Genomic DNA, 12,829 nt, shown 5'->3' on the forward strand with positions numbered 1-12,829 from the left:
ACTCGCTGCGATCAAGCAGTGAGTCTTCTTTCATTTTATTCAACCTTTGAAATCTTATGCGATTTTCTATTTTTTTTCTTTTTTGAAACGACTTCCTGATTTGCGGCGCGGTAAAAGGAATAACCCATTAACAGAACGACGAAGGAAAAAGGAAAAGCTGCGATAATGAGGACATTCTGCAAACCTTGGGTACCCCCAAAATAAACGATAATAGCCGCCATCGCGGATAAGGCTAATCCCCATAAAATTTTTACGATTCCTGCAGGGTTCAATGAACCTGAAGTGGACAGCATACCCAGCACAAACGTAGCCGAGTCAGCAGAAGTAATGAAAAAGATCGCAATGACAAATATGGTTACAAAGGACATTAATGTACCTAACGGATAATGCTGGAGCGTTGCAAAAGTAGCTGTTTCCATAGGAAATTCAGATATTGCTTCGATTCCTTTCTGTTGTAAATCAAGCGCTGAAACACCAAATACAGCAAAAAAGATGAAACAAACGATGGCCGGCACAAATAAAACGCCGAGCATAAACTCTTTAATTGTCCGTCCCCTTGAAATCCTGGCGATAAAGATCCCGACAAACGGGGACCAGGAGATCCACCATGCCCAGTAAAAGATGGTCCAGTTGTTAATCCAGGTCCGATTCTCTTGGTTCAAAGGGGCAATTCGAAAACTCATTTGGAAGAAATTCGTGATGTATCCACCGATGGAATCAGTGAACATATTTAGAATGTATAAAGTAGGTCCTACAATCAGCAGAAGCAGCATGAGAAGAAAACCTAGAACCATGTTGATATTACTTAAGTATTTAATCCCTTTATTAAGACCAGACCAGGCTGACGTAATAAACAGGGCTGTCGAAATAATTAAAATAATTAATTGGGTCCCATAATTACTAGGGGTCCCGAACAAAAAAGCTAGTCCTTCATTGATTTGCGCTGACCCAAAACCAAGTGTAGCAGCTACTCCAACCACTGTTGCGACTACAGCTAGCGTATCGATCAATTGGCCAGCCTTGCCTTTCATACTTTTCTCGCCAAAAACCGGAATCAAGGTTGCACTTACAAGCCCTGGGTAGTTTTTATGAAATTTAAAATAAGCAAGCACAAGAGCGACAAGCGCATACACGGCCCATGCATGAATTCCCCAATGGAAAAATGAAAACTGCAAGGACTGTTTAATCGCTTGACTGCTTCCTTCCTCAGCTACAGGACTGCTTTTAAATGCGTGCGATATTGGTTCAGCCGTAGTCCAAAATACCAGTCCCATTCCCATCCCTGCACTGAATAGCATGGCAAACCACGTAGGAAGATTAAAGTCCGGCTGATCATCTTCCTTTCCTAATTTGATCTTATTAAATCTCGAAAAAATTAAGTACACACAAAAAGCAAGCATAAGCACAATGATTAATAAATAGTACCAGCCAAATCGGTTGGATAGGAAAGTTGTAACTTTTGATGTCACTGTTTGAAGATTTGAAGGATCTACGACTCCCCAAGTGACAACTAATGCACAAATAACGAGTCCATACCAGAAAACAAATGAAATATTCTTCATACATTCACCTCTCATAAGCTATGATTGTTTGTTCGTTCTATTCCAGGAAAGGGACAAAATTTGTCAACAGTTTCACATGTTACATACGATTTCAAGGAATTGCAAATAAATGCCAGGGTGATAAGAGAATTCGAAAAATCGTATTCGATGGAAAGGAGAATGGTAAAATCCTGCCGCAATCCTGTTCTCTTCCCATATTTCCATTCTGGGGAAAAGTAAACAACAAACAAAAAAATAAAATGCTGTCACTGAACGTTACTGAGCGTCACTGGCTGTCACTGAACCATCTAAATTGCTCTCAGTCCTTCTCATGAGATTTGGAGGAAGTCAGCCTCCCTTGCTACGCTTCTTAATAGCCGGCAATAAAATGATGAAGGAGTTTTCCTATGCAGAGAAACCAAATTCCACTAATTGACACTGACATTCATGAAAGAGTGCAATACGAGGATATCCTTAATAAGCTAGATGAACCTTTTAAGCACTACATTGAAAATTGTCACTGGATACAGGAAAAACATATGCCTTATACCCAGCCTGCCGTAGCTGGAGTAGACCGGGCCGATGCGGTCCTGCCCGATGGACGTCCTGCCGGGTCCGATCTCGCTTTTATGCAGGAGCAATTGCTCGATGATGTCGGGCATAAAGCAGGGATCCTTACAAGTGCGCTCGATCCGTCTCCATCTTCCATGCATGGCTGGCATGAAATGGCAGCTGCATTAGCAACCGCCTATAATGATTGGCAAATAGAAAATTGGTTAGAGAAAGATGAACGGTTATATGGATCGGTTCACATCGCTGCACAAGACCGGGAAAGGGCCATTCAAGAGATTAAGAGAGCTGGTTCCCATCCAAAAATGGTGCAGGTCCTGCTGCCAATTGATGACATTATGTGGGGAGATCCTTATTATCATCCAATTTTTGAAGAAGCTGAAAAGCAGAGTCTGATGATTGGAATGCACCATAATGAGCCCCCTGTTTATTACGGCAGATGGCCGCGCTATTTTATCGAGTGGCACAGCTTAATTCCTACTGCCCATATGAAACAAGTCACAAACATGATTTTTAATGGAGTATTTGATAAATTTCCAACACTCGGCTTGATGATGATTGAAGGAGGATTTACGTTTATTCCACACATGATGTGGAAGCTCGATCAGCAATTTAGAGATTTACGTCATGAAGTGCCCTGGCTGAAACGTAAGCCCAGCGAAATTATGAAAGAGCAAGTCCGTTTTACGACGCAGCCAGCTGAAGAGCTGACAAAACAGGAATTCACCTCATTATTGGAGCAGATGGGTACAGATGAAATGCTATGTTTCTCCACGGATTATCCGCATTGGGATTTTGACTCACCGACACGTGCTCTCCCAAAAATGGACGAGCAATTAACACGTAAAATCTTTTCAGAGAACGCTAAAAACTTTTATCCAAAACTGCACGCCATATAGGAGTGACCGCGTATGAGAGAACAAGTGGTTTGTAATTCAACAGATCTTAAACCTGGTGAAATGATGAAATCGACCTTTGGCAAACAGAGTGTACTCGTGTGCAGGACACCTGATGGAGAGTACTATGCGTTTATGAATCAGTGTATTCACCAGGGGGCACCGCTTGATAAAGGAATGCTTTGCGGCGCCACGACTGAATCCAGTAATCCTGGAAAATACGAGTACTGTCATAAAGGAGAAATCATTCGCTGCCCGTGGCACGGAAGGGAATTTGATATCAAAAATGAAGGCAGAATGCTTGCCAATCCAAACAAGAAGATACCAAGCTTCAAAGTAAGAGTGGAAGGGGAGCAAGTGATTGTCTATAAATAATGAGTAAAGGAAGGTGAAGAAATGAGGGACCACCAAAATCCAACGGACGTTATTATCATTGGAGCCGGTCCTGCTGGGTTATTTTCGGCTTTCTATGGAGGTATGCGGGAGATGTCTGTAAAAGTAATCGACAGTCTTCCCCAACCCGGAGGACAACTGATGGCCTTGTATCCAGAAAAATACATTTATGATGTCGCCGGATTTCCAAAAGTACTAGCTAAAGATTTAGTCCATCAGCTTGAGGAACAAGCCGCGCAATTCGATCCAGACATGTGTCTTGAAGAGAGCGTTCAAAACGTGGAGAAGCTGGATGAGCTTCTGTTTCGAGTTACTACCTCTAAAAATGTACACTATGCTAAAACGATCTTAATTACAAGTGGAGCCGGTGCTTTTCAACCGAGGAAGCTGAAACATGAAACAGCTTGTAATTATGAGGGCAGAAACCTATTTTATTCGATTACGGATTTACAGGCGCATAGCGGCAAGCGTATTTGCATTTCAGGTGGTGGGGATTCGGCAGTAGACTGGGCGCTGATGCTTAAAGATGTAGCAAGTGAAACCATTCTCGTCCATCGCCGAAACCAATTCAGAGCCCATGAATCCAGTGTCAACAAGCTGAAAGCATCGAATGTTCAAATTAAGACACCGAGGGCCATTGATCGTCTTATCGGATCAGACGATAATCTTGAATCCATCGTAATTAAAGAACCTAAAGGAGATACAGCTGAGCATTTGGAGATCGATTCATTGATCGTCAATCATGGATTCCATTCGAGTCTTGGAGCTATTAAAGAATGGGGACTTAAGCTTTCGAACAATTCTATTGTCGTTAACCAGCAGATGGAAACCAATATTTCAGGAATCTATGCAGCTGGAGATATTACTACGTACCAAGGCAAAGTAAAACTTATCGCTTCCGGATTTGGAGAAGCTCCAGCCGCAATCAGCCAGGCCAAGCATTCTATTAATCCTGGAACGAGAGTACAGCCGCCTCATAGTACCCGGGTTCTAAGTGGAGAATGACCAGTGGCTGAAAAAATACAAGGTAGGGAGACAAATAAAGTAACGCCCTGCACACTCGCTTCGATTTTTTTCACATTTTTAAAGATCAGCCCTCTAACCTTTGGCGGAGGAATCACCATGGTTCCGCATATTGAAAATGAAATGGTAAGGAAAAGAAAGTGGTTCACAACCTGGGAAATTCCCGAAATCCTGGCTGTTGCTCAATCTGCGCCTGGATCAATTGCCATAAATGCTTCTATATATATTGGTTTCAAAGTGAAAGGAGTAAAAGGTTCAATTTCAGCTATACTTGGCATGCTGCTTCCTGCAAGCACCATTACGATACTACTCACTTATCTAGTTTTCAAATTTCAAGACTTCTCTTTATTCAGTGATGCACTTGCAGGGATTCGTCCCGCTATCATTGGACTTATATTTTTCGCAGCTTTTAAAATCGGCCGGACTTCCATTACGAATGCAAACTCACTCCTCATCTTCTTCCTTGCCGGGTGTTTATTGGCTGCCTCTTTTTCTCCAATAGGTTTGATTGCAGGAGGAGGGGCGGCTGGTCTGGTGACTCTGATTTTTCATAATAAAAGGAAAATTTCGTGCTGACACTACTATCGCTCTTTACTGAATTTTTTAAAATTGGAATATTCGGCTTTGGTGGAGGATATCCAATGCTTTCTTTAATGAAACATGCAGCAGCGGAGCATCATTGGCTTACGATGGAGCAATATTCTACGATCATTGCAATTACCAGCAGTGCCCCTGGACCAATCGCCATGAATACGGCATTATTCATCGGTTATCGTGCTGCAGGTGTGCCCGGAGCTGTAGTCGCAGTGGGGAGTACGACCCTCCCGTCGATCCTAATGGTATTTACTTTCATTAAATTAATGGCTAGCCACAAGTACAGAAACATAGTTCATCATACATTGACAGGCATTTATCCTGTCATCACAGCATTAATTTTCTACACCGGCATCCGCCTGGGGATGGACATCCATTTATTTTCTTTCAAGAACAGCTTTCAACTCGGAATAATGGTCTTATCTTTTGTGCTGTTATGGAAAAAACACTCCCCTTTTTTCGTTATCCTGTTAGCTGCAGGAGCCGGAGTAATGTATCACTGTTTATAAAGGAGATCGTTTACTATGAAACATAAAAATATGTATATTAACGGAAAGTGGACCACTGGCATAAAGGAAAAGACGAGATTCATCATCAACCCCTTTAACCAAGAAAGAATTGCTGAGGTTGCAGAAGGGGATGAAGAAGACGTGGAGCTGGCCATACAAGCTGCGAGATCAGCGTTTGATTATGGCTCATGGCGTTCCACTACCGGAGCTGAACGGGGAAAGCTCCTTCTAATGATTGCCGGATTTATCGAGCGTGACAAAGAAGAATTAGCGGAGCTTGAAACACTGGACACTGGAAAAACCGTGACAGAAAGCATTGCAGATATGGAGGACATTGCCGAAGTATTCCGCTATTACGGAGGACTGGCAGATAAGGATGGTGGAGAAATCATTCCATCCCCGCTTCCTGATTCAAGAAGTAAAGTAGTGCGTGAACCTGTTGGCGTCTGCGGGCAAATTACCCCTTGGAATTATCCCTTATTGCAAGCCGCATGGAAAATCGCTCCTGCTTTAGCTGCCGGTAACACGATTATTGTAAAACCAAGTGAAATCACTCCATTAACAACGATTAAAGTTACAGAATTGATGGATGAAGCAGGACTGCCTGATGGAGTGATTAACTTAGTGCTGGGAAATGGATCGTCAACCGGACACATGTTGTCTTCAAGCCACGATGTAGATCTCATCTCCTTTACGGGAGGATTGGAAACAGGCAGAAAAATCATGAAAGAAGCAGCAGGGAATTTTAAAAAAATTGCTCTCGAGCTTGGAGGGAAAAACCCGAACATCGTTTTTGAAGACGCTGAGTTTGAAACCGCAGTCGACCAGGCTATGAATGCTGTGTTTTTCCACGCTGGTCAAGTATGCTCAGCTGGGGCACGACTATTAGTCCAAGAATCAATACACGATCATTTCTTAGCCGAATTGAAAAAGAGAACCGAAAACATTAAATTGGGGAATGGTTTTGATCAAAAGACCCAATCCGGCCCCTTAATTTCAGAAGAACATCGGAACAAAGTAGAAGAATACGTTAAATCCGGTTTACAGGAAGGAGCCACCCTGGTAGCCGGAGGGAAGAGGCCGGAGGAAGAAGAATTACAGGCTGGATTCTTTTATAGACCGACAATTTTTTCAAACTGTACATCTTCGATGCGGATTGTTCAGGAAGAAACTTTTGGCCCTCTATTAACGATAGAAACGTTTCAGTCAGAAGATGAAGCAATAGACTTAGCGAATGACTCCATATACGGGCTGGCTGGAGCCGTATGGACATCAGATATCGGAAAAGCAGAACGAGTAGCTGCTCAATTAAGGTTGGGGACGGTATGGATCAATGATTTTCATCCCTATTTTGCTCAAGCACCTTGGGGAGGATATAAATCTTCTGGAATTGGTCGTGAATTAGGAAAAGAAGGACTTGAAGAATATCAGGAAGTAAAACATGTGTTTGAAAATACAAATCCTGCCCCGATCCATTGGTTTTCTTAAATGGTATTAGTGTACCTTACTAAAACAGTCATAAAAGAAACAAAGCAAACAATGATTTACCCGATTAGAAGATTGCACGTTTAATTGAACCAGGCCGCTATAAAATGAATTGATAAAAAACTTACCATAACAGGAAGTGGGTTCATGAGTCGAATTGCCACACAAATTGGAGTGGCTGTCTTGTTTTTACTTTTTGCCTCTCTCGCCGCTTGGTATGAAGGAGCAAATTCTTTTGAAAGAATTTGCTCTTTTCATTCTCTCCATCTAATACGTCTTACAGCTGGCAATCTAAAGCTTTACAGAAGTGAAAACGGACAGATTTTTTTACTTCTGCTCTCACTAGATTGGCTGATGTGATTCTTATCATCTAAGAAAACCTGTTTCGTTAATTTTCATTCCTTCGTCATCACCTCAAGTCATACTTCGTAACATCTGACCGAATGCTAACCACCTTCCTCTAAATATTGTCAGGTTTAGCTTTTGCTAAATAAGGAAAGGGGTAGTGAATGAAAAAATCAAGGAGGTTTTCTTTATGATTTTTGAAATGACCAACCAAATTCGCGTCCCGGATATGAAAGCAGGAAGAAAGTGGTATGAGACCTTACTCCAGGCGGAACCTGATTTTATACCGCATGAAGGGATTGCCGAATGGGAAATTGTCCCCGGCAGCTGGCTGCAGCTTTCAGAAGGTACCCCGTGTGAAGGAAGTGGTCCATTACGTTTAGGGGTAACCAATATTGAAGGAGAACGCAATAAAGTGATCTCTGAGTTGAATGTAAGCCCTTTTGAAATTTATTCAAGAAAAGAAGTGCCGGTAAAATGGGGAACCTTCCAGGATCCTTGGGGGAATCAACTCGGATTTTTTGAATATGTAATAAAAACAGATGAAGCTGAACGTATGCAAAGCATTTTACGTAAATAAGCACTCTTTAGATGTCAATTTTATTCAGCTTTCGTATATAATTGAAGTTGATAATAGGAATATTTCCGCATCTCTCCAAGTACCTTAAGAAAAGAGCTTTTGCTATGGAAAGGGGGAGCTATGAACAAGTTATTAGGGTTCCTTTCACTATTATTAACCATATTGGTGATCATAAGCTTTGTTTTCATAACTCCTGCTATAAATAGCATTTACTTTCAACTTGCCTGGCTGGGTTTAATAATAGCTTTGCTTCTGGCCATATTCAGTAATAAAGGACCAGCGCGGAAAATTGCTTTTAGCAGCATTATTACGGTAGGAATATTTTTGATCATTTATATCACTATGTTCCTTTCAAAAGTCAGTGGACCATAATCATTATTCATCTCTACATAAAAATGAACGCATGCCTATGCAGACATGCGTTTTTCTGCTTTACGTTAATAGTAATAGGGGTACCCTGAAAACTGTCGTGCATAGTAAGTGCCTTTCTGATGGTAATAGGGTGAGACTGGATTTCCATTATTTTCACAGCCTTTGTAGGGTCCAATATACGTAGAAGGCTGAATTGGGGAAATCGTGTTTTTCCACTCTTGTTCATCTAAGCAATACGTATGGGCCATTACGTTAGCTGGTGTAAATTTCAAGATATCTGAACCTAATATAACCTCAGGCGTATCTGCATCAAAAATGGCAAGTAAATGAGTATCATCTTCAGTAGCCACTTCGTAATGCCACCATCCTTGAGGGACATTGGCTACCTGTCCTTTTGTAATAGGAAAATTAAGAATTTGATTCGTAAAAGCATTCATAATAGAAACGACAGCCGCTCCAGATATACAATAGACGAGTTCAGCAGCATTTTGATGATAATGAGGCTCCACCACATTATTTTTGCTTAAAAAGATATCAAGCAGCGAAACGTTTTCTAAAGAATTCAGCTGTTGAATGCCAAGAATATTTATTAAATTTTGATCATCTTTTACAAATAAATGGCTCTTATTAACATCAAAGGAATATTGAACTTCTGGCGATGTATAATCCAACTTGTTTTTCAATTTTTCCACCTCTTTTGTAAACCTCTATGCAGGGTATGCGCCTAAAATAAATTACGTGAGTGATATTTTTCGAATTAAAGAAGCTTGGAGAAACGAAAGTAGTTTCTCCAAGCTTCTTTGGTCGTTTAAGAATTATTCATTCAGCACACTATCTTCAAGTACTTTAGTTTTGTCACCATATGTTCTAATGATATGGCTTTCTCCCCAGGCACATAAGGAATCAAGAATATCCTGCAGGCTCCAGCCATATTCACTTAATTCATATTCTACTTTTGGCGGGACTTGATTGTAAATAATCCGGTTGATGACACCGTCTTCTTCCAATTCACGAAGCTGCTGCGTCAACATCTTTTGCGTGATGTTAGGCATTAACCTTCTTAATTCGCTGGTCCGTTTCTTTCCATAGGTTAAGTGGCAGAGAATCACACACTTCCATTTTCCTCCAATAATTTCTAAAGTTGCTTCCACTGGGATGTTGTATTTCTTCTTTTCCATTATTCGTTCCTCCTAGGGCACTTTATAGTACCTATACAACTTTAATGTGCCTATAGCACTTTAAAGTGCGTACTTCTCAATAGAATCTTTATAAATCATAATAACATGTGCCGGCAAATAATGCTCACTTCTAAAGGAGGTAATAAAAATGTCAGTGAACCGAAATCGAAGCCTAATGGGACTAATGGCGCTGGCCCTTAGTGCTTTTGCAATAGGAACTACTGAATTTATCAGTGTTGGATTGCTGCCGCTGATTTCAGAGGATTTAAATGTTTCCGTTAAAATTACAGGACTTACGGTTTCACTTTATGCTCTCGGCGTGACGATCGGAGCTCCTGTTTTAACATCCTTAACGTCAAAAATGGAGCGAAAAACGGTGCTGCTCTGGATCATGATTGTATTTATCGTAGGAAACACCATTGCCGCCAGTGCAACAACTATCGGGATTTTATTAGCCGCTCGCGTGCTTTCAGCATTTTCACACGGGGTATTTATGTCGATCGGATCAACAATAGCTGCCAGTCTTGTTCCGAAAGATAAGAGAGCAAGTGCCATTTCCATTATGTTTACAGGACTAACGGTAGCTACGGTTACAGGGGTTCCATTTGGAACTTTTCTGGGCCAGCAGTTTGGCTGGAGAATCGCATTTGCATCCATTGTCCTTATTGGCTTAATTTCCCTCGTTGGGAACAGCTTATTAGTGCCTTCTGACCTTGCGAAAGGAAAACAAGCATCGTTTAAAGAACAGCTAAAACTGATCACAAACCAAAGGTTAATGCTGATTTTTGTTATCACAGCTCTTGGTTATGGAGGGACATTCGTAGCGTTCACTTATCTTTCACCATTACTACAACAGGTGACTGGATTTCGATCGGATTCCGTAGCCATTATTCTATTAATGTACGGAGTGACTATCGCGGTTGGAAATATGATTGGTGGGAAAATCGCTAACCATAAACCAATTCAGGCGTTATTCTTTATGTTCCTGATTCAGGGAGTCATCTTATTCACTTTGTCTATGACAGCCCCGTTTAAATACGCAGCGCTTGTGACGATTGCCTTTATGGGATTATTTGCATTTATGAACGTGCCTGGACTGCAAGTATACGTCGTTATGCTTGCGGAACGCTTTGTTCCAAGTGCCGTCGATGTTGCCTCAGCGATTAACATCGCTGCTTTTAACGCAGGAATAGCCATTGGTTCTTATTTGGGTGGTACTATTACTGAGTCTTATGGACTCATTCATACAGGATGGCTTGGAGGGGTTATGGTTAGCCTAGCTGTATTCCTCACAGCCCTGGGAATCAAATTAGATAAAAAAGATCGCCAATTATCTCACAGCGACGTACGTTCAGCTTGTTAATAAACATTGGTTATAGGAGGAATTTATCATGAATCATATTAATACTGCTGTCACTTTATCAAATGGAGTTCAAATGCCATGGGTAGGGTTAGGTGTTTTCAAGGTGGAGGAAGGAGCTGAATTAATCCATGCCGTTACTTCCGCTATCAGACACGGGTATAGAAGCATTGACACGGCATCAATATACGGAAATGAACAGGGAGTCGGCGAAGGAATCCGTAACGGAATGCAACAGGCCGGGATTAAAAGAGAAGACTTATTTATTACTTCTAAAGTCTGGAATGACGACCTTGGATATGAATCAACTTTAAAGGCTTTTGAAAACAGTTTGGAAAAGCTCCAATTGGAGTATCTTGATCTTTACCTTATTCATTGGCCGGTAGAAGATAAATTTAAAGAAGCGTGGAAAGCGCTCGAAACACTCTATAAACAAGGAAAAGTGAAAGCTATCGGCGTGAGTAACTTTCACATTCATCATTTAGAAGAACTAATGATGCATGCAGAAATAAAGCCAATGGTGAATCAAGTAGAGAGGCATCCGAGACTTAATCAACAAAAGCTGTACGATTTCTGTAAGACTTCAGGCATTCAAATCGAAGCCTGGTCCCCATTAATGCAAGGAGAAATTCTTCAGCAGGAAGACTTAGTAGACATTGCACGCAAATACAAAAAAACAACGGCCCAGATCATACTCCGATGGCATTTGCAAAACGAAGTTATTGTGATTCCTAAATCAACAAAAGAAACAAGAATTGTCGAAAATAGTGATGTCTTTGACTTTGAGTTAACATCAACAGACATGGATCATATCGATCGGATGAATCAAAACTTCCGGGTAGGTCCAGATCCAGACAACTTTGATTTCTAATTGAAAAATCCGCCTGTTTTCAGGTGGATTTTTTTGTTTTCACTAGAGATCATTGCGGCGAAGCTACTCCGGGATATAACATCGCTTTCGATTTCTCAAGTAATACTACATATGTATGGAAGCCATTTTCATCTTTCTCATCCAGGGCCTGGTTTATTTTATATTCATAAAAATTTGTTTCCAAACTGACGTCAAAAGCAGACTTTATTTTTTCCGTTTCAAGCAACGCTTCCAGGTCATCGGCATGGATAAAGAATTGATAGGATTGATTAACGACAACGCGGACATACCAGCCAAGAGATTCTACAAATTTTGTACCTTCCGAAATGAAAATCTGATCTCCTATTTGAAAATAGATGGTGTTCGCGTGCTTCTGGGAAGCACAAAAACAATCCACTGGATGATTAAATTCTTGAGTAGCTATAAACGTTGAATCCATAGTAGAGCTCCTTTCTTGTTGAAAACGTAAGTGTAAAGTATTGATTAAAAGTATAATTGAAAACAATTCTCATCGTCAATAGTTAATTGACATTGATAATCGTTATCAATTATTCTATATTTAAGAAGATTTTGGAGGTGGTACGGTGAAGGATAAGCAGATGAAAATTGAACAACTGCAGCTTTTTGTTGATCAAGTCATTGACAAACTGTATCAATTGCCATTGCAGCAGAGAACCACTCTCTCTGTTTTAGAGGTTATATATCAGCAGCAACAGCAAATGGGAAGAGAGAGTATGCTTAATAGTGGATGCGACTACATATCACTGGCACAGGTCATTGACCATTTACTGCAGCAGCTTTCCACAGAGGAAAATAAATTATTTTGGTTTTGTAAATCATGGCAAGTATTTGAACCTGCCGATGAAATGACTTACACTCTGGAAAATACCATGATTGCAGCTGCAGAAAAAAGTGTACGCTTTAAAAAATTCTTTACAGCCTGTGAAGAGAAACACCTCAATCATTATTTTTCCACCGCTGTCCGTTGTGCGGCCCATATGTTTACTGAAAAAGAGCCGATTGTAGAATACGTCAATCTATTGACAGGGGACCACAAATTAATGAATGCAAGCTAAGATGTTGTCAAAAGCGGTTTCTATCCAGAAATCGCT

Annotated in this window: 15 protein-coding genes; 11 read left to right on the top strand and 4 right to left on the bottom strand. The window is 40.9% G+C overall.

What is annotated here, in order from left to right:
• Positions 1 to 35: 35 nt before the first annotated feature.
• On the bottom strand, positions 36 to 1,562 hold the full coding sequence (locus MUN89_RS12970; protein WP_244708233.1) for a BCCT family transporter: 1,527 nt from the start codon (positions 1,560 to 1,562) through the stop codon (positions 36 to 38).
• A 386-nt stretch (positions 1,563 to 1,948) separates the two neighbouring features.
• Between MUN89_RS12970 and MUN89_RS12975 the strand changes: the two genes are divergently transcribed.
• From MUN89_RS12975 to MUN89_RS13010, 8 genes are all read left to right on the top strand, one after another.
• A complete protein-coding gene (locus tag MUN89_RS12975) occupies positions 1,949 to 3,010 on the top strand; it encodes an amidohydrolase family protein (protein WP_244708234.1) in 1,062 nt (353 codons plus the stop codon).
• A gap of 12 nt (positions 3,011 to 3,022) precedes the next feature.
• Complete coding sequence (locus tag MUN89_RS12980; protein WP_244708235.1) at positions 3,023 to 3,382, top strand: Rieske (2Fe-2S) protein; 360 nt, start codon at positions 3,023 to 3,025, stop codon at positions 3,380 to 3,382.
• 21 nt (positions 3,383 to 3,403) lie between these two features.
• On the top strand, positions 3,404 to 4,405 hold the full coding sequence (locus tag MUN89_RS12985) for an NAD(P)/FAD-dependent oxidoreductase (protein WP_244708236.1): 1,002 nt from the start codon (positions 3,404 to 3,406) through the stop codon (positions 4,403 to 4,405).
• Between the two features lie 3 nt (positions 4,406 to 4,408).
• The gene (locus tag MUN89_RS12990; RefSeq protein ID WP_244708237.1) at positions 4,409 to 4,999 is read left to right on the top strand and encodes a chromate transporter; all 591 of its coding nucleotides are present in this window, start codon (positions 4,409 to 4,411) and stop codon (positions 4,997 to 4,999) included.
• On the top strand, positions 4,993 to 5,526 hold the full coding sequence (locus MUN89_RS12995; RefSeq protein ID WP_396266000.1) for a chromate transporter: 534 nt from the start codon (positions 4,993 to 4,995) through the stop codon (positions 5,524 to 5,526). The genes MUN89_RS12990 and MUN89_RS12995 overlap by 7 nt, the downstream gene beginning before the upstream one ends.
• 15 nt (positions 5,527 to 5,541) lie before the next feature.
• Entirely contained in the window at positions 5,542 to 7,014 is a 1,473-nt protein-coding gene (gene betB, locus MUN89_RS13000; RefSeq protein ID WP_244708239.1) for a betaine-aldehyde dehydrogenase, read from the top strand.
• 144 nt (positions 7,015 to 7,158) lie between these two features.
• A complete protein-coding gene (locus tag MUN89_RS13005; protein WP_244708240.1) occupies positions 7,159 to 7,371 on the top strand; it encodes a hypothetical protein in 213 nt (70 codons plus the stop codon).
• Between the two features lie 175 nt (positions 7,372 to 7,546).
• The gene (locus tag MUN89_RS13010) at positions 7,547 to 7,936 is read left to right on the top strand and encodes a VOC family protein (RefSeq protein ID WP_244708241.1); all 390 of its coding nucleotides are present in this window, start codon (positions 7,547 to 7,549) and stop codon (positions 7,934 to 7,936) included.
• A gap of 437 nt (positions 7,937 to 8,373) precedes the next feature.
• On the opposite strand, the gene MUN89_RS13015 is transcribed toward MUN89_RS13010, so the two are convergent.
• Entirely contained in the window at positions 8,374 to 8,991 is a 618-nt protein-coding gene (locus tag MUN89_RS13015) for a cupin domain-containing protein (protein ID WP_244708242.1), read from the bottom strand.
• Between the two features lie 132 nt (positions 8,992 to 9,123).
• Positions 9,124 to 9,486 carry a winged helix-turn-helix transcriptional regulator gene (locus MUN89_RS13020; RefSeq protein WP_244708243.1) on the bottom strand — a complete coding sequence of 121 codons (363 nt, stop codon included), beginning with the start codon at positions 9,484 to 9,486 and terminating at the stop codon, positions 9,124 to 9,126.
• Between the two features lie 148 nt (positions 9,487 to 9,634).
• Here MUN89_RS13020 and MUN89_RS13025 point away from each other — a divergent pair, with 148 nt between their 5' ends.
• Positions 9,635 to 10,849, top strand: a complete 1,215-nt coding sequence (locus MUN89_RS13025) for an MFS transporter (RefSeq protein WP_244708244.1) — start codon at positions 9,635 to 9,637, stop codon at positions 10,847 to 10,849.
• Between the two features lie 28 nt (positions 10,850 to 10,877).
• Complete coding sequence (locus MUN89_RS13030) at positions 10,878 to 11,717, top strand: aldo/keto reductase (RefSeq protein ID WP_244708245.1); 840 nt, start codon at positions 10,878 to 10,880, stop codon at positions 11,715 to 11,717.
• A gap of 49 nt (positions 11,718 to 11,766) precedes the next feature.
• Here the strand turns inward: MUN89_RS13030 and MUN89_RS13035 are convergent, their stop codons facing one another.
• Positions 11,767 to 12,156 carry a hypothetical protein gene (locus MUN89_RS13035; RefSeq protein ID WP_244708246.1) on the bottom strand — a complete coding sequence of 130 codons (390 nt, stop codon included), beginning with the start codon at positions 12,154 to 12,156 and terminating at the stop codon, positions 11,767 to 11,769.
• 145 nt (positions 12,157 to 12,301) lie between these two features.
• Here MUN89_RS13035 and MUN89_RS13040 point away from each other — a divergent pair, with 145 nt between their 5' ends.
• The gene (locus MUN89_RS13040) at positions 12,302 to 12,793 is read left to right on the top strand and encodes a hypothetical protein (RefSeq protein WP_244708247.1); all 492 of its coding nucleotides are present in this window, start codon (positions 12,302 to 12,304) and stop codon (positions 12,791 to 12,793) included.
• Positions 12,794 to 12,829: the final 36 nt, after the last annotated feature.

Source organism: Halobacillus salinarum (genome assembly GCF_022919095.1).
Lineage (GTDB): Bacteria > Bacillota > Bacilli > Bacillales > Halobacillaceae > Halobacillus_B > Halobacillus_B salinarum.